Origin of the sequence: Gordonia zhenghanii (genome assembly GCF_021738965.1) — a bacterium.
GTDB classification, from domain to species: domain Bacteria; phylum Actinomycetota; class Actinomycetes; order Mycobacteriales; family Mycobacteriaceae; genus Gordonia; species Gordonia zhenghanii.
On the sequence record NZ_JAKKOQ010000006.1, the window covers coordinates 96625 to 112416 of the forward strand.

General features: G+C 67.0%; 19 protein-coding genes. 11 read left to right on the forward strand and 8 right to left on the reverse strand.

Annotation, left to right across the window (positions count from 1 at the left end; all coding sequences use genetic code 11):
- Position 1 precedes the first annotated feature (1 nt).
- Entirely contained in the window at positions 2-1006 is a 1005-nt protein-coding gene (gene ccsB, locus L5G32_RS07225) for a c-type cytochrome biogenesis protein CcsB (protein ID WP_237010357.1), read from the forward strand.
- 15 nt (positions 1007-1021) lie between these two features.
- On the opposite strand, the gene L5G32_RS07230 is transcribed toward ccsB, so the two are convergent.
- Both L5G32_RS07230 and L5G32_RS07235 read right to left on the reverse strand, forming a co-directional pair.
- Positions 1022-1183 (reverse strand): hypothetical protein, encoded by a 162-nt coding sequence (locus L5G32_RS07230; protein ID WP_237010358.1) that lies wholly within the window; start codon positions 1181-1183, stop codon positions 1022-1024.
- A 103-nt stretch (positions 1184-1286) separates the two neighbouring features.
- Positions 1287-1508, reverse strand: coding sequence for a BldC family transcriptional regulator (locus tag L5G32_RS07235; RefSeq protein WP_237010359.1), 222 nt, complete (start codon positions 1506-1508; stop codon positions 1287-1289).
- A gap of 237 nt (positions 1509-1745) precedes the next feature.
- On the opposite strand from L5G32_RS07235, the gene L5G32_RS07240 reads away from it, so the two are divergent.
- The 8 genes from L5G32_RS07240 to L5G32_RS07270 all read left to right on the forward strand — a co-directional run bounded on the left by L5G32_RS07240 (position 1746) and on the right by L5G32_RS07270 (position 8603).
- Complete coding sequence (locus tag L5G32_RS07240; RefSeq protein WP_237010360.1) at positions 1746-2078, forward strand: DUF4229 domain-containing protein; 333 nt, start codon at positions 1746-1748, stop codon at positions 2076-2078.
- Positions 2075-3184: an L-cysteine desulfhydrase Cds1 gene (gene cds1, locus L5G32_RS07245; protein WP_237010361.1), complete on the forward strand. Its 1110-nt coding sequence runs from the start codon at positions 2075-2077 to the stop codon at positions 3182-3184. The genes L5G32_RS07240 and cds1 overlap by 4 nt, the downstream gene beginning before the upstream one ends.
- 134 nt (positions 3185-3318) lie before the next feature.
- Positions 3319-4017, forward strand: a complete 699-nt coding sequence (locus tag L5G32_RS07250; RefSeq protein WP_237010624.1) for an ABC transporter ATP-binding protein — start codon at positions 3319-3321, stop codon at positions 4015-4017.
- Positions 4018-6537, forward strand: a complete 2520-nt coding sequence (locus L5G32_RS07255) for an ABC transporter permease (protein ID WP_237010362.1) — start codon at positions 4018-4020, stop codon at positions 6535-6537.
- Positions 6534-7205 (forward strand): bile acid:sodium symporter, encoded by a 672-nt coding sequence (locus tag L5G32_RS19350; protein ID WP_308192021.1) that lies wholly within the window; start codon positions 6534-6536, stop codon positions 7203-7205. Before L5G32_RS07255 ends, L5G32_RS19350 begins: the two co-directional genes overlap by 4 nt.
- Positions 7136-7471: a hypothetical protein gene (locus L5G32_RS19355; protein ID WP_308192022.1), complete on the forward strand. Its 336-nt coding sequence runs from the start codon at positions 7136-7138 to the stop codon at positions 7469-7471. The genes L5G32_RS19350 and L5G32_RS19355 overlap by 70 nt, the downstream gene beginning before the upstream one ends.
- Before the next feature lie 111 nt (positions 7472-7582).
- Positions 7583-7849, forward strand: a complete 267-nt coding sequence (locus L5G32_RS07265) for a helix-turn-helix domain-containing protein (RefSeq protein WP_237010363.1) — start codon at positions 7583-7585, stop codon at positions 7847-7849.
- On the forward strand, positions 7842-8603 hold the full coding sequence (locus tag L5G32_RS07270) for a Clp protease N-terminal domain-containing protein (protein WP_237010364.1): 762 nt from the start codon (positions 7842-7844) through the stop codon (positions 8601-8603). Before L5G32_RS07265 ends, L5G32_RS07270 begins: the two co-directional genes overlap by 8 nt.
- 34 nt (positions 8604-8637) lie before the next feature.
- On the opposite strand, the gene L5G32_RS07275 is transcribed toward L5G32_RS07270, so the two are convergent.
- Positions 8638-9507, reverse strand: coding sequence for a 1,4-dihydroxy-2-naphthoate polyprenyltransferase (locus L5G32_RS07275; protein ID WP_237010365.1), 870 nt, complete (start codon positions 9505-9507; stop codon positions 8638-8640).
- 142 nt (positions 9508-9649) lie between these two features.
- Here L5G32_RS07275 and L5G32_RS07280 point away from each other — a divergent pair, with 142 nt between their 5' ends.
- Positions 9650-11083 (forward strand): PE-PPE domain-containing protein, encoded by a 1434-nt coding sequence (locus L5G32_RS07280; RefSeq protein ID WP_237010366.1) that lies wholly within the window; start codon positions 9650-9652, stop codon positions 11081-11083.
- 2 nt (positions 11084-11085) lie between these two features.
- On the opposite strand, the gene menE is transcribed toward L5G32_RS07280, so the two are convergent.
- From menE to L5G32_RS07305, 5 genes are read right to left on the reverse strand one after another with little or no spacing between them, the layout of a single operon-like run.
- Positions 11086-12246 (reverse strand): o-succinylbenzoate--CoA ligase, encoded by a 1161-nt coding sequence (menE, locus tag L5G32_RS07285; protein ID WP_372491661.1) that lies wholly within the window; start codon positions 12244-12246, stop codon positions 11086-11088.
- Positions 12243-12557: a DUF3349 domain-containing protein gene (locus tag L5G32_RS07290; RefSeq protein ID WP_237010368.1), complete on the reverse strand. Its 315-nt coding sequence runs from the start codon at positions 12555-12557 to the stop codon at positions 12243-12245. The genes menE and L5G32_RS07290 overlap by 4 nt, the downstream gene beginning before the upstream one ends.
- Positions 12558-12566: 9 nt before the next feature.
- Positions 12567-12878, reverse strand: a complete 312-nt coding sequence (locus L5G32_RS07295) for a DUF3349 domain-containing protein (protein ID WP_237010369.1) — start codon at positions 12876-12878, stop codon at positions 12567-12569.
- 22 nt (positions 12879-12900) lie between these two features.
- On the reverse strand, positions 12901-13179 hold the full coding sequence (locus L5G32_RS07300) for a hypothetical protein (RefSeq protein WP_237010370.1): 279 nt from the start codon (positions 13177-13179) through the stop codon (positions 12901-12903).
- 26 nt (positions 13180-13205) lie between these two features.
- A complete protein-coding gene (locus tag L5G32_RS07305) occupies positions 13206-14432 on the reverse strand; it encodes an inorganic phosphate transporter (protein WP_237010371.1) in 1227 nt (408 codons plus the stop codon).
- Between the two features lie 279 nt (positions 14433-14711).
- Here L5G32_RS07305 and L5G32_RS07310 point away from each other — a divergent pair, with 279 nt between their 5' ends.
- Complete coding sequence (locus L5G32_RS07310) at positions 14712-15764, forward strand: LLM class F420-dependent oxidoreductase (RefSeq protein ID WP_372491662.1); 1053 nt, start codon at positions 14712-14714, stop codon at positions 15762-15764.
- Positions 15765-15792 lie beyond the last annotated feature (28 nt).

The window sequence follows — 15792 nt, forward strand, 5'->3', positions numbered from 1 at the left end:
GATGGAAGAATCGGCGTACGTCAACGAGACGCTCGGCCAGTACTCCGACTGGTTCTATGCCACGGCGATCACCGTGTACGCGATCGCGATGATCTTGTTCCTCGCATCGCTGGCGTCGGCGCGCTTCGCCAAGATCGAGCAGGCTCAGGAACGTGAACTCGTCGGGGCAGGCGTCGGGGCCTCCGCCGATGACCGGGTCCCGGGACGTGTCGCAGGTCCCGCGCCGCGCCGCGCCGCGGGCGAACGTCTCGGCGCCATGGCCTACCCGGTCGTGTGGGTCGGTCTGATCGCACACCTGGCCTCGATCGTGCTGCGCGGAGTGGCGACCGATCGCGCTCCGTGGGGCAACATGTACGAGTTCATCTCGTTGACGAGCATCGCGTGTGTCGTCGCTGGCGTCGTCGTGCTGCGTCGGCGCGAGCAGCGTCCGCTGCTGAGCTTCGTTCTGGTGCCCGTGGTCCTGCTCATGTTCATTGCGGGCAAGTTCCTGTACACGGTGCCTGCCCCTGTGGTGCCCGCGCTGAAGTCGTACTGGCTCGCGATCCACGTGTCGATCATCTCGATCTCGTCGGGCATCCTGCTCGTCTCCGGTGTGGCCAGCATCCTGTTCCTGGTGAAGCAGCGGTGGAACTTCGAAGCCGACGAGACCGCGAAGGGATTCACCGGAGGGCTGAGCCGACTGCTCGGGCACCTTCCGTCGTCCGAGTCGTTGGACCGCCTCGCGTACAAGTGCGTGGTGATCGGATTCCCGCTCTTCGGCCTCGGTGTCATCTGCGGCGCGATCTGGGCCGAGTCGGCGTGGGGACGTTTCTGGGGCTGGGACCCGAAGGAGACCGTCTCGTTCATCGCATGGATCGTCTACGCGGCGTACCTGCACGCCAGGGCGACGGCAGGGTGGCGCAACGCTGCGGCGTGGATCAACGTCGCCGGATTCGTGTCGCTCCTGTTCAACCTGTTCGCGATCAACCTCGTCGTCTCGGGTCTGCACTCGTACGCCGGACTCTGATCGGCCGCAGAACTCTCACAGACTCCGCAGGAAGTCCGGATCGTCGTCCGGGCCCTTCGGTGCTTGTTTGCGGCGGCGATCAGGGACGGGCTGCTCCGACGACTGCTGTAGGCCGACGAGCCGCCAACCCACGAACGCGATAGCGCAGATCAGAACTGCGACGAATACAAAACCCATGGCAACGGCCACCTCCTTCGAGTCCACGGTACTCGGAACTCCAGGGAGGTGGCCGTAATGTCGTTCGCCTGCCGTCTCCGGGGGCGGAACAGTAGAGGAAGTGTCAGGAACGATTGAGGAGGGCCACGACGTCGGCCTCGCGGAACCGGCGGTGGCCGCCCGGCGTACGGATCGACTTGAGGACACCGGAGGATGCCCAGCGGGCGACGGTCTTCGGGTTGACGTTGAACATCGCGGCCACCTGACCCGGCGTGAGGTTGTGCTGGGTCGCCAGCGCTGGCGTGATCAATCCGGTCTGCTCGTCGTTCTCGGCAATTGCGGTCATTGGGAGACCTTCCTGTATGTCGTGTGACGTTCCGTTGACTCTGGCGGGCTGCACGGTGCCGGTCGCCCGGTCATGTTCTATCTGTACACGCAGTTGGGGTGGTTGCTCGAACAGTCAGGTGTAAGTAAAGAGACCGTAATGTCCGTTAGGCGGGGGACTAAGGTCCCTATCGCCCGGGCCGATGAGCCCGCTCGGTGGGCGAAGAACGAGTCCGCACGTGCACGTATCCTGGAATCCATGAGTGAAGACCGTTCCGTATCCACGCCGTCGAACCAGGACGCGCCCGCCACGATGGGGACGCTCGCCGTCGCAGTCCTCCTGTACACAGCGGCACGACTCGCGCTCGTCGTCGCTCTCGCCGCGATCATCTACTTCGTCGGCAAAGCGGTGGGCGTCGACGTCCCCGTGCTCGTGGCTGCGGTGTTCGGCGTGCTGATCGCCCTCCCGTTGGGAATGGTCTTGTTCAAGACGCTACGGCTGCGAGTCAACGATCAGATCGCGCGAGTCGACGCCGAGCGCAGCGCCCGCCAGGCAGACATCCAGTCGCGTCTGCGAGGCGACGAGAAGTGACCCAGACGCGGGTCGTCGAGCGCTCGAGCGATCGAGCGTGGACGGCCGACGCCGTCCGTCGCATCGAAGCCGACGGTCGGCGCAGCGCCGACACACACCTGCTGAAAGTCGACCTCCCGGATTGGTCTCGCACGCCTGCAGGCGGCGTCGACCTCTACTTGAAAGACGAGTCGACGCATCCGACGGGTTCGTTGAAGCACCGACTCGCTCGATCGTTGTTCCTGTACGCGCTGTGCAACGGGTGGATCACGCCAGGCACCACGGTCATCGAGGCGTCGTCCGGGTCGACGGCGGTGTCGGAGGCGTACTTCGCGAAGCTGATCGGCGTCCCGTTCGTCGCGGTGATGGTCAAGGGCACGTCGCCGAGCAAGACCGCGTTGATCGAGGCTCAGGGCGGCATGTGTCATTTCGTCGACTCGCCGACCGAGATCTACACGGTCGCTCAACGACTCGAACGCGAACTCGGCGGCCACTTCATCGATCAGTTCACGATGGCCGAACGCGCCACCGATTGGCGGGGCAACAACAACATCGCCGAATCGGTGTTCGCGCAGATGGCTCGCGAGCCGCACCCGGTTCCCGAGTGGATCGTCGTCGGGGCGGGCACCGGTGGGACGTCCGCGACCTTCGGTCGCTACCTCCGCTACCAGCAGCACGACACGCGGTTGGCTGTCGTCGACGTCGAGAACTCGGTCTTCCTGCCCGCGTACGAGACGGGTGACGGAGCCCTCGTGTCCGCCGGTGCGTCCCGAATCGAGGGGATCGGCAGGCCGCGTGTGGAGCCGTCGTTCGTCTCGCAGGTGATCGACGCGATGATCGGGGTGCCCGATGCGGCGTCGGTCGCTGCCGCCCGCTTCCTGTCCGACCGCCTCGGTCGGCGCGTCGGCGGCTCCACCGGCACCAACTTCTGGGGCGCGTGCACCCTCCTCGGCGACATGGTTCGGCACGGGCGATCGGGCAGTGTCGTCACCCTCCTCTGCGACAGCGGAGACCGCTACGATCACACCTACTTCAACGACGACTGGGTTGCAGCCCACGGGCTCGACCTCGCGCCGCCGACCGCACTCCTGACCGAATACTTCGCGTCGGGCGTCTGGCGCGGCTAGAAGTCTCGTAACGTTGGTGTTCGACGGGCCTGCGGCGCAGGTCTAGTCGCCGGTCCGAATGCCAACGTCGGCGTGAGTGGAGGGGGACGCACGTGCCCGTTGTCGAGGCCGTCGATCTGGTTCGCGAGTACCGGATGGGTTCGGAGACCGTGCGCGCGCTCGACGGCGCGTCCCTCACCCTCGACGGCGGACAATTCGTCTCCGTCGTCGGACCGTCCGGGGCGGGCAAGTCGACGTTGCTGCACGTCATAGGCGCCCTCGACACACCGGACTCGGGGAGCATCCGGGTCGACGGAACGGATCTCGGCGGACTCGACGACGATGCGGCGTCCGCGTTCCGGCGGCATCGGGTCGGCTTCATCTTCCAGTTCTTCAATCTCGTCCCGACGCTGTCGGCGTGGGAGAACGTCGCCCTGCCGAAGCTCCTGGACTCGAAGTCGCTCGCCAAGGCGCGACCGCGAGCAGTCGAACTGATGGAGCGTGTCGGCCTCGGCGATCGGATCGACCACCGGCCGTCGGAACTGTCGGGCGGCCAGATGCAACGGGTGGCCATCGCACGTGCCCTCATCATGGATCCGATGATCGTTCTCGCCGATGAACCGACCGGAAACCTCGACTCGCACACCGGGGCCGATGTGCTGGCGCTGCTCGCCGACGTCGCCCACGAAGGCGCCGACCGACTGGTCCTGATGGTGACGCACGACCGCACCGCCGCCGAGGTCTGCGACCGCGTGGTGACGGTCCGGGACGGCCGGGTCGTCGACGGGATGGATAGGGCCGACAGGGTGAATAAGGGCGACAGAACTGATAGGGCCGACAGGGCGGACCGATAGGTGCGAGCGCTGCTGGCAGGCGTCACGCGTGTGCGGGTACTCGGGCTGCGTGAACTCGCGTCGCACCGATTGCGCGTGGTGACGTCGCTGCTCGTCGTGCTCGTCTCCTCTGCCCTCCTAGTGGCCGTCCTCTCCGTGTACGGCTCGCTCACCACGTCGGTGCGCGACTTCACCCAGGCCGTCTCCGGTGACGCGACGCTCGAGGTGGCGGCAATCGCCGACTCCGGGGTCGACGCCGACCTGGCAGGCGAACTCCGCCGCGACGTCGCGCAGGCCCGCACGGTGGTCCCGGTGATCCGCGGAACCGTGACGATCGCCGACGATCCGATGGTCCTGATCGGCTCCGATTATCGGGCGGCGTCGCTGTCGGAGGGACTGCGCGACGCCGTCGACGCCGACTCCGGCGTGAGAATCGACGACCTGGCCGACGGGATCGTCGCAGGTGACGCGACGGGCCTGCGCAAAGGTCACGAGGTCACGATCGGCGAACGAACGGTCACCGTCGTCGAGGTCCTCGGTGAACAGTCGCACCTACTCAACGGCGGCCGGTTCGTGTTCGCGTACCTCCCACTGGCTCAAGAGTTGAGCGGGTTGGACGGAGCCGTGGACTCGCTGCTGATAGTCCCGAAGCCGGGAGCCGACGAGGCGGCGCTGCGCGAGGGCGTCGAACGGGTCGTGGGAGATCGAGCGAGCGTCGTCGACCCGGAGTTCCGCGTACGCCAGGCCGAGGTCTCGGGATCGGTGGTGCGCGATTCGACGCTCCTGGTGTCGATGGTGTCGCTCGTGATCGCCGCATTCCTGATCTTCAACACGATGAACATGGCGGTCGCGTCACGGCGGCAGAGCATCGCGATGATCCGCGCTCTCGGCGGGCGGCGCAGACACCTGGCCGCGGACCTGCTCGGCGAGGCCGTGGTGTTCGGCGTCGTCGGCGGTGTCCTCGGCGTACCGGTCGGAATCCTCGCCGGTCGCTGGGCGCTCGGCCGCGTGCCACAGGACGGCGGTACGGCGGGCCTGGTCGTCGCATATTCGCTGCCGTCGTACGTTCCGGTGGTCGCTGTCGCGGCTGCCGTCGTCGCGTGTGTCGCGGCGACGTCGCTGGCTGCGAAGACCGTGTTCTCGGTCAGTCCGGTTGAGGCGATGTCGCAGGGGCAGGCTACCGACGCCGGACCTCTCTCACGGCGACTGCTCGTCGCGTGCGGGATCCTCGGCGTCGCGGGAGTGATCGCGTCGTGGGCGATCGTATCGGGCGTCGACGGGCGGCCTGCGATCCTGGCCGGTGCGGTGTACGCAGTGGGCGGAATCGTCCTGTGCTTCGCGCTGAGTCCGGTCCTGGTCGCTGCGGTGCGGGCCGTCGCGAACTGCTTCGGCAGTCCGGGGCGGCTGGGCGCCGTCAACTCCGAACGCGCTCCCCGGCGAGCGTGGGCCACCGTCATGACGGTCGCGGTCGCCGTGGCGGTCGGCATCGGTGTCTCGGGCGCCCTCGCCAATATGATCGGCTCGATCTCCAGTTCGTTAGACGGCCTCGCCGATCCCGACCTGTACGTCTCGTCCCAGGACGAGGACTCGGTGCCGCTCGGGCCGGTCCTCGCGCCGGAGATCCGACGCGACGTCGCGGCGATTCCGGGCGTGCACCAGGTCGTCGGCGGCCAGTGGGCGAGCGTCAACATCGGTGACGCCCGGGCGTTGATACAAGGCCTCGAAGAAGGGGCGTCGGCGCCGTTCCTGCGAAAGGCGACGCCGGAGTCGGCGCGAGCTGTGCTCGACGGTGACGGAATCCTGTTGTCGCACACCTTGGCTCGCCTACTCGATGTCGAGGCCGGGGACCGAATCGACATGGCGACGCCGACCGGACCGCACGCGATCACCGTCCTCGACACCGTCGACTACGTGTCGATGGACTCGGGGACTGCGGCCATGTCGGTGGACCTGCTGCACGACTGGTTCGAGCGGCCCGGCGACACCTACCTACAGGTGACACTCGATCCGGGGGCGGACGAACCCGCGATCCGCAAGGCGGTGGCCGCCGTCGCCGACGCGCACCCCGGGGCGGGCGGTGCTCCCGTCCACGTCTATTCGGGTCAGGAAGCGTTGGCGGCGACGCAGAAGACCGTCGAGCAGTCCGGGGCGTTCACCGTGGCCATCGGGTGGATCGTCTCGGCGGCCGCGGCCGTCGCCCTGCTCAACACATTGTTGCTGTCGGTCCTCGAACGCCGCCGCGAGATCGGCGTGCTGCGATCGATGGGGGCGTCCCGACGTTTCGTGTCGCGCATGGTGCTCGCCGAGGCCGGCGCGATCGCGATCGTCGGCTCCGTCGTCGGCGTCGTGATGGGGACGGGCCTGCACGTGCTGGCCGACGAGATCCTCGCCGAGACCACAGCCATCGAGATCGTGTACTCGCCGCTGTGGTCCTCGGCCTGGTACGTCGTGCTCGCCATGTCGTTGTGTCTGATCGGCGCGTTGGTGCCTGCGGTCCGTGCGTCACGGCTGAACATCAGCGAGTCGGTGGCGGCCGAGTGATTCACCGGCACCAGGTTGCGATCTGTCTCGCAGGCCTCGCGCTCGGCGCGGTCGTCGGGCTGCTCGTGCCTTCGGTGAGCGGGCCGGCGGCGGCCGCGATCGACCCCTTGCTGGTCACGTTGCTCTACGCGACGTTCTTCGGGATCCCGTTCGGCCGCATCGGTCGGGCGCTGCGAGACGGACGCTTTCTCGCGGCGGTGTTCGTCGTGAACTTCGTCGTAGTGCCGGTCGTCGCGTTCGCGCTGTCGCGGATCGTCGCAGACGATCAAGCACTGCTGGTGGGGGTCCTGTTCGTGTTGTTGGCACCGTGTGTCGACTATGTGATCGTCTTCAGTTCTCTCGCCGGCGGCGCCACGGACAGACTGCTGGCGGCGGCCCCGCTGTTGATGCTCGTCCAGATGGTCGCATTGCCCGCATACCTCTGGCTGTTCGTCGGTTCGGACGTGGCATCGACGATCGACGCGGGGCCGTTCGTCCGCGCGTTCGTTCTCATCGTCGTGGCTCCGATGGTTCTCGCGGGACTCACTCAGGGGCCGCGGCGCGCACTCGGTGGGGTCGCCGCGTGGAGCACGTCGTCGCCGAAGCGATGGTGCCGGTCATGGCATCGACTCTCGCCGTGGTGGTGGCCTCACAGATCTCCGATGTCCGGGACGAGTTCTCGTCGCTGACCCTCCTGATGCCCGTCTACGTGCTGTTCGCGGTCGTCATGGTCCCGATCGGGATGGGCGCGGGGCGACTCGCCGGACTCGACGTACCAGGCGTGCGCAGTGTCGCGTTCAGCGGTGTGACTCGGAACTCGCTGGTCGTCCTGCCGCTGGTTCTGGCGTTGCCTGCAGAGTTCGGGCCGGTGCCCCTCGTCGTCGTCACCCAGACGTTGGTCGAACTCGTCGTCATGGTCGTCATGGTGCGAACGGTCCCGCGTCTCGTCGCCTGACGTACACCTGCGCCGCGTGCGTCGAGAAGCCATCCCGCCGGTCGAGCGGAGTCGAAATCCGGTTGTCAATAAATATTGACAATCCGGTGACTGTCAACATAACCTGACATCATGCACGACGATGAAATGACGACAGACGCGACGTCAGTCGCGGGAACAGCCGCCAGCGACGATCCCGGAGTAGGTCTGGGAACGGTCCGGGCCCTCCGCGCACTCGCGGACCGCCTCGAAGACGTCCACGTGGCCTCGGCTCGCGCCAAGGGGTGGAGCTGGCAAGCGATCGCCGACGTCCTCCAGGTCAGTCGTCAGGCCGTGCATCAGAAGCACTCACAACGAGAGGCCGCTCCGGCGGCTGGGAAGGACGGCAACGATGTTTGACCGTTTCTCGCGCGACGACCGCGCACTGTTCATGTTCGCCACCGAGGAGGCTCGAGACCTCGGGCATCCTGTGTTCGGCAACGACCACCTGATCCTCGGCATGCTCTGCAACGCCCGGAACCCCATGTTCGGGGTGCTCGGCGACCTGGGATTCACGCTCGACGGCGCCCGCAAGGCCGTCACCGACTATCACGAAGACAATGACGAGCCGTCGACAACCGATGTCGACGGCCGGTACGAAGACGACAGAGAGGCACTCCGTAGTATCGGCATCGACCTCGATCGCGTCCGGGAGGCCGTGCAGTCGAAGTTCGGCGACGATCTCGCCGACGGCTGGGGTGAGCGCTCCAGACGCGGTCCGGGCCGCGGACGTGACTGCAGCGAAGGCCGCGGTCGCGATCGCGGACCGCACGGGCGTGGACCCGGCTTCGGCGGGCGCGGCCCCGGCTGGGGACCCGGTGGTCCGCGCGGTGGAGAAGGCCCGTGGGAAGGCGGCCCGTGGGAGGGCGGTCGGGGTCGTCGCGGACCCCGCGGTCGAGGTCGCGCCCGGATGAACGGCCCGGTGCGCGACGCGATGCGCTCGGCCGTCATGCTCGCGCGCAGTCGAGGCGATGACCGGATCGGCGTCCCTCACCTGATGCTCGGGATCCTCGAGGCGAACGACGGAGCCTCTCGCGCCGTCGTCGAGTCGGTGACCGGCGTCGAGACGCTGCGCGCCAAGGTTCAGGCGATGTTAGAGCCCGCCGCCGTGTGAGCGCCCGGGCCGGTACGGCGAGCTCGCGCCAGGCTTACGTGAGGCCGAGCGCGACGCCCGTGGCGAGGGCCCACACCAGCATCGCCAGACCGGTGGTCGCCAGCGACGGGATCAGGTCCCGGCCGCGAGCTCCCGAGACGATGGGACGGACTGCGATCACCGCGAGGGGAGCGGCAACGAATCCCGCGAACGCGGCCGTCGTCGCCGGGACGAGCGCGATCGTCATCACGAACGGGACGGCCAGCAAGAAGGCGAACAGTCCGCGGGTTCCACTCTCGCCGAGCCGGACGGCGAGCGTGATCTTGCCCGACTCCCGATCGGTCGGGATGTCGCGCAGGTTGTTGACGACCAGTACTGCGCTGGAGAAGGAGCCGACGGCCACCGCGGACAGACCGCCGATCCAGTCGACGCTGCCGACCGTCACGTACTGGGTGCCGAGAACGGCGACGAGACCGAAGAACACGAACACGGCGATCTCGCCGAAACCGAGGTAGCCGTACGGCTTCTTGCCGCCGGTATAGAACCATGCGCCCGCGATGCACACCACGCCCACTGCGATGAGCCAGTAGGCGGTCGTGATCGCGATCGCCAGGCCGGCGACGGCGGCGATCCCGAAGCAGGTGAACGCCGCGGCCTTCACCGCTCCCGCGCGGGCCGCGTTCGAGCCGACCAGCCGCATCGGCCCGACGCGGTCGTCGTCGGTGCCCCGGATCCCGTCGGAGTAGTCGTTGGCGAAGTTGACCCCGATGATCAGCGCGAGCGCGACGACGAGCGCCAGTGCTGCCTTCCACCAGGTCACGTCACCGAGGTGGGCTGCCGCCCCGACGCCTACGACGACGGGTGCGATCGCGTTCGGCAGCGTCCGAGGACGGGCGCCTTGAATCCATTCGTTGACGGTTGCCACGCTCTAAAGCATGTCATGGGGGCGGCGACTGTCGTCACGGGCCGCGACGGGGGCCGCGGAGGTGTGACATGGGACATGTGACTGGAAGTTTCCTACGTTCGGACGATGGTCCGCGAATCTGGAAGCATGCTGAGATCTTCCTGTGAAGATTACGCGGAAGGTTGCGGCCACGACGATGGCCGGACTAGTGGTCACGGGAGTGGCAGCGCCGGCATGGGCGAATGTGAATTTCGACGAGGCACTACTCCAACATGCGGATGCAGGAGTGCTGGCCGATCCATTCGAGGACGCCCTGGACGACCTGCATCTATGGGTCGACGATGAGGAGAAGCGGAAGAATTCGCTCGTCGTCGTCACTCCAGGGACCGCCGACACCGGACTGGGGGAGCGGACGGCGGGTCTGACCGGCAATCGAGAGAACTGGATCGTCAAGTATCCACAGTCGATCTGGCCGGTCAGTTCGGGCACGTCGTCATCGCTGCTGCCGATCTTCGCGCCCACCTACGACCAATCCCGCGGCGCAGGCGTCGACGCCAACGTCGCGATCATGCGAGCGCTGAAGGATGCTGAGCGAGTCGTCGTCTACACGGGCTACTCGCAGGGGGCGGACGCGCTCGGGAATGCGGTCGAGCGCGCTAACGCCGAGGGAGTGCTCGACGAGAATGACGTGATCGTCCTCGTCTCAGATCCGCGGGGGCCGTGGGGCCTCAAGTCGGGGCTGCAGAAGATCCCGGGCACCGGGATGATCATGGCTCTCGTCGGCGCTCAGAACGACGGCGCCCGCGACCCCGGGGACACGGGCGAGGCCCGAGTCGTCCAGGTGATCGTCAAGGGTGACCCGGTCGCGAACTGGCAGTGGGATCCGTTGCGTCCCGTGTCGTCATTGCTCGTCGACGCCGCCGGGTTCATCACCATCCACGCGGGCACCGGGAAGCACTCGTACGCCAACCTCCGAGGGCTCGAACTGGAGACGACGCTGTACAGCGCCGATGGCAACACGACGTACGAGGTGTACGACACCTACCACCCGTTGGCGCTACTGAACCTGATGATCGCCGAGGCTCTCGGAATGTCGGTCAGCGACGAACAGCTCGCCGAGTGGGATCAACAGGCCGAGAGCTTCTACCCGCTGCAGGACATCTCGCCGGAGACGGCGGCGCCGGGCGTGGAAGTACGTGACACGAAGCCTGAGACCACGACGGCCAAGCACCGTCTGATCGGCTCCGGTGGCAACCAGGTCGAGGCGCCGGCGTCGACGTCCGGGACCGATACCGACACGTACGAGCCCCGTCACGCGGCACCCTACGAGCCGCGCCATGCGGCTCCGGAGGTCGAGGAGACCGGATCCGGCGACCAGGGGAGTGGGAGTACCGAAACCGAAACCGAAACCGAGACCGGAGGATCGGATACAACAGGCTCGGACGCAGGGGGATCGGATGAAGCGCCCGAGCCCGAAGCAGCAGAGCCTGAAGCGGCCGAAACCGAGACGCCTGCTGCGGAGGCGACAGTGCCGGACGCCGGCAGTGACACGACGGCCGGCAGTGACACGACGGACAGCGAGGCTCCCGCCGCCTGATCTCAGCTCAGGTGTTCGCGCAACCGTCTGCGGTCCACTTTGCCGGGTCCGCGGCGTGGGAGGGCGTCGAGCACGAACACCTCGCGGGGTGCGGCGTACTTGTCGAGGCTTGCGGTGACGTGCTCGCGGACCTCGTCGACGGTCGGTGCCGTCGCGTCTGCCCTTGGCACGATCGCGGCCACCACCCTCTCGCCGAGTCGGTCGTCGGACAGTCCCACGACGGCGCAGTCGGCGACGTTCGGTAGGGCGCCGATCACGGCCTCGACGACTTGCGGGATCACGGTGAGGCCGCCGCTTGAGATCGCTTCGTCGGCGCGTCCGACGATCCGCAGGACGCCGTCGTCGACGGCTCCGAGATCGTCGGTGCGGAACCAGCCGGGTTCGACGAACGCGGGATGGTCGGGCAGATTGCGGTAGCCGAGAGCCACGGTAGCGCCGCCGAGAATCACGCGGCCGACCCCGTCGTCGGTCGGGCTCTCGATTCGAATCTCGGTGCCGCGCAAGGGAACACCGTCGTACACGCATCCGCCGGCGGTCTCGCTCATCCCGTAGGTCCGCACGATCGTCAGGCCGGCGTCCACGGCGTGATCTGCGAGCGGAGCCGGGGTGGCTGCACCGCCGACGAGGACGCCGTCGAGTTCGGCGAGCGCCGCAGTGGCCTCCGGCGACTCGAGCGCCTTGCGTAGCTGGACGGGCACCAGCGACGTGTACCGGCGCGGCCCGTCGAGGGCGTCGACCCCTTTGCGGACGTCGGCCGGGTCGAATCCGGACGAGACGTCGACGACGACCGGATCATGGCCCGCGGCCAGCGACCGCAGCATCACCTGCAGGCCCGCGATGTGATGCGGCGGCAGGGTCAACAGCCACGCGCCCGGGCCGCCGAGGGCTTCGGCGGTGGCGTCGGCCGATGCGCGCAACGTGTCGCGAGTGTGCATCGCGCCCTTGGGTGCTCCGGTGGTCCCCGACGTCGACACGACCAGTGCGGCGCGGTCGTCGATCTGTTCGCCGACACCGAGGTTCTCGGACAGCCGACGTGCCTCGTTCGAGTCAGTGTCGGGGAGCGGCAGGTACGCGGCGTCCCCGGACAGCAGCGCCGACAGATCCCGCCGTGCTTGCAGCACAGCGGGATTCGGCGGAAGCACCAGCGGTTGCAGGAGTCTCAGGGCAGGTCCTTCGGTGGCGGGAACGGATCGTCGTCGAACGGCCACGAGTTCTCGGCCAGGTGGTCGCGCACTCGTTGCACATCCTCGTCGCGCGGCAACTCGTCGGTCACCTTGGTGATCTCGACTCCGATGTCGACCGAGCCGACACGGCCACCGGGTATCAGATCGCTGGCGACCTGTTTCACCTCGTCGTCGGTCAGTTGGCGGCGCAGTAATGACAGAAGCGGGACGTAATCGCTCTGCGGAACTCCTTGCGGATATCCGGCGCGCAGCCACGCGCGGATCGTGGTGAGGAGCGATGGGCGGTCCATGAGGGTCGGCTAGTCGGTCGCGGGGACTTCGAGTGCCAGCGGCCACCCGGCTGCCGCCAGACGGGACGCGACCTGATGCATGTCATCGGCCGACGGAGCCTGTTCGGTGACGGCGTGGATCGCGTCCACGATCTGTTCGGGCGTTGCCGGGTTCTCCGTGCCGTGCTCGACCGCGAGTTTGAGCACGATGTCGGTGATCTCCGACTCGGTAAGTACCGGTGTGAGCAGTGCGAACAACGGCGGGTAATCGGCTGAGGGGACACCTTCGGGATACCCGGTGCGGATCCACTTGACGACGTTCTCAAACAGTGAAGGAGCCATGGTGGTCGATGATCCTTTCAGATCACTTGTAGGCGAAGTCGGGGAAGATCCGCAGATCGAAGTAGTACAGGAGGGTCTGGCGGGTGACCCAGAGGATTCCGACGATGATGATGAGCACCGCGAGTCCGACCAGGAAGTACCCGAGGTATTTGAGAGCGGGGTTCTTTCCTCCGGTGCTGGTGACGAGTTCGCCTTCGCCCGCGGCCTCGGCACGCATGCCGAGTGCGAACAGCGCGGGGATGCCTGCGCCGAGGAGCAGGCCTGCGGCGAGGACCTTCATGATGGATTCGACGATGTCCATGGGGATGCCTTTCGAGGTCCGGCGAATCAGGCCTGGGTGGTCGTCGACGAGTCGGTCGACGTCGGGACCGGCGAGCTGTTGTCGTCGTCCCATTCGGAGTTGACGTTGCTTGCGTCGATCTTCTGCTGCTGGGCTCGCCAGTACATGTAGGCGGAGAGCGCGGCGAGGATCACGAAGATCACGATCGCGCCCGGCGCACCGCCGATGAGATGAGCCACCCAGAAGCAGAGCGCGCCGACGATCGCGGCGGCCGGCAGAGTCGTGACCCAGGCGATCGCCATGCGGCCCGCGACGCCCCAGCGGACTTCGGCGCCCTTCCTGCCCAAGCCGCTGCCGAGGATCGAACCGGTTGCGACGTGCGTGGTCGACAGCGCCATGCCTGCGACCGACGAGGTGAGGATGATCGCGGCGGACGAGGCTTCGGCTGCCATGCCCTGCGGAGCCTTGATCTCGACGAGGCCCTTGCCGAGCGTGCGGATGATGCGCCAGCCACCGAGCCAGGTGCCGAGCGCGATCGCGCTGGCGCAGGCCAGGACGACCCAGAACGGGAGGCCGTGTGCGACGGATGCTGCGTCGAGGTGACCGGTGGCGATCAGGGCGAGGGCGATGACACCCATCGTCTTCTGTGCGTCACCTGTGCCGTGGGCGAGTGAGACCAGCGAGGCCGAGGCGATCTGGCCGCGGCGGAAACCGCGCTCCTTCTTGATCTCCGACATGCCGTTGGTGATCGCGTAGATGAGCAGCGTGCCGACCGCGGCGACGACGCAGGCGATGACCGGTGCGAACAGGGCCGGGACGATGATCTTGCCCAGGATGCCGTGCCAGTTGATGCCGGTGGTGCCGATCGCCGCCAGGCCCGAGCCGATGAGGCCGCCGAACAAGGCGTGCGAGGAACTCGATGGCAGACCGAACAGCCACGTGAAGAGGTTCCAGAGGATCGCGCCGATGAGGCCGGCGAAGATGATGATCAGCGCCTTGTCGGCGTCGAGTCCTTCGACGAGAGCCCCCGCGGAGTCGCCCGAGGTGTTCTGAATCTTCAGGACGTCCTTCGTGATCGTCGCGGCGACCTCGACCGAGAGGAACGCGCCGACCAGGTTCAGGATCGCCGAGAGACCGACTGCCACCTTGGGCTTGAGTGCGCCGGTGGCGATCGACGTCGCCATCGCGTTTCCGGTGTCGTGAAAGCCATTGGTGAAGTCGAAGCCAAGGGCTGTGACGATCAACAGCACCAGAATGATCATCTCTGCGGTCATGACGATAACTATGGGGTCCGCACCGTATACGACGTCAACTCATGTGGGATAGGAAACATTGCCTCGACCTGGGTGTTTACCATCTATTCCGACCTATTCACGCAATGTTCACCGACCTGATGGATGCGCGTCACCGAATGCGTTCGGCAAGGATTTCCGGACGGGGTACGAAAGGTGTCGCGCAGGTGAACGGCGCGCCGAGTCGGTTTCGGGGCTGTTGAGTGCGACGGGCGTCGCGGTCGGAGCGCTCGGTCGGTGTGCGAGAATCGGCCAATGACGATGAAGCTGGGCATGCCTATCAATTACGCAGGCGATTTCCGCGAGACCATCGAGAACTTGCGCGACTTCGAAGCTGTCGGCGTCCGAAGGGTGGCGGTCCCCGAGGCCTATAGCTTCGACGCGGTCAGCCAGCTCGGATACATCGCCGCGCGCACCGAGACGATGGAACTGCAGAGCGCCATCCTGCCCATGTACACGCGGACGCCGACTAACCTGGCGATGACCGCGGCCGGCATGGACTACATCAGCGGCGGCCGTTTCATCCTCGGAATCGGCGCGTCGGGCCCGCAGGTCATCGAAGGGTTCCACGGCGTCAAATACGACTTTCCTCTCGGCCGCGCTCGCGAGCACGCCGACATCTGCCGCCAGGTGTGGCGTCGGGACAAGGTGGAGCACCGCGGCCGCTCGTACCAGGTGCCGTTGACCGAGGAAGACGGCGGTTCCGGGCTCGGTAAGTCCCTCAAAATCATCAATCACCCGGTACGCGAGAACATCCCGATGCTGCTCGCGGCGATCGGCCCGAAGAATGTCGAGCTCGCTGCCGAGCTCTATGAGGAGTTCCAGCCGTTCTTGTTCCACCCCGAATACGTCGACGAGGCGTTCGGTCCGGCACTCGCGGCCGGTCGCGCCAAGCGCGACTCGTCGCTCGGCGAACTGTCGATCGTCGCCCAGGCGTCGGTGTTGATCACCGAGGACGCCGACAAGGCCGAAGCGGCGCTGAACGCGGTTCGTCACCACTCGGCGCTCTACATCGGCGGCATGGGCGCCCGCGGTAAGAACTTCTACAACTCGCTGGTCCAGCGCTACGGCTACGTCGACGAGGCTAAGCTCATCCAGGACCTCTACCTGGATGGCCGCAAGGACGAGGCCGCCGCAGCGGTTCCCGACGAGCTGGTCCGTGCGATGAGCCTCATCGGGCCGCGCTCGTTCGTGCAGGAGCGAGTCGCTGCCTTCCGCGGTGCGGACGTCGGCGTCATCCTCGCTTCGCCCGCCGCGCCGACCCACGCCGAGCGCGTCGAGGACATGCGCGTTCTCGCCGAGATCATCGGCTGACGCCGCCCCGTCGCTGGTCGAGCGGAGT

Bases quoted from the DNA above. Each gene is read 5' to 3' on its own strand.
- L5G32_RS07310 (WP_372491662.1), top strand. From the start codon at position 14,712: ATGAAGCTGGGCATGCCTATCAATTACGCAGGCGATTTCCGCGAGACC.
- L5G32_RS19355 (WP_308192022.1), top strand. From the start codon at position 7,136: ATGGCATCGACTCTCGCCGTGGTGGTGGCCTCACAGATCTCCGATGTC.
- L5G32_RS07305 (WP_237010371.1), bottom strand. From the start codon at position 14,432: ATGACCGCAGAGATGATCATTCTGGTGCTGTTGATCGTCACAGCCCTT.
- L5G32_RS07230 (WP_237010358.1), bottom strand. From the start codon at position 1,183: ATGGGTTTTGTATTCGTCGCAGTTCTGATCTGCGCTATCGCGTTCGTG.
- L5G32_RS07270 (WP_237010364.1), top strand. From the start codon at position 7,842: ATGTTTGACCGTTTCTCGCGCGACGACCGCGCACTGTTCATGTTCGCC.
- L5G32_RS07295 (WP_237010369.1), bottom strand. From the start codon at position 12,878: ATGGCTCCTTCACTGTTTGAGAACGTCGTCAAGTGGATCCGCACCGGG.
- L5G32_RS07265 (WP_237010363.1), top strand. From the start codon at position 7,583: ATGCACGACGATGAAATGACGACAGACGCGACGTCAGTCGCGGGAACA.
- L5G32_RS07240 (WP_237010360.1), top strand. From the start codon at position 1,746: ATGAGTGAAGACCGTTCCGTATCCACGCCGTCGAACCAGGACGCGCCC.
- L5G32_RS07300 (WP_237010370.1), bottom strand. From the start codon at position 13,179: ATGGACATCGTCGAATCCATCATGAAGGTCCTCGCCGCAGGCCTGCTC.
- L5G32_RS07250 (WP_237010624.1), top strand. From the start codon at position 3,319: ATGGGTTCGGAGACCGTGCGCGCGCTCGACGGCGCGTCCCTCACCCTC.
- ccsB (WP_237010357.1), top strand. From the start codon at position 2: ATGGAAGAATCGGCGTACGTCAACGAGACGCTCGGCCAGTACTCCGAC.
- L5G32_RS07290 (WP_237010368.1), bottom strand. From the start codon at position 12,557: ATGGACCGCCCATCGCTCCTCACCACGATCCGCGCGTGGCTGCGCGCC.
- L5G32_RS07235 (WP_237010359.1), bottom strand. From the start codon at position 1,508: ATGACCGCAATTGCCGAGAACGACGAGCAGACCGGATTGATCACGCCA.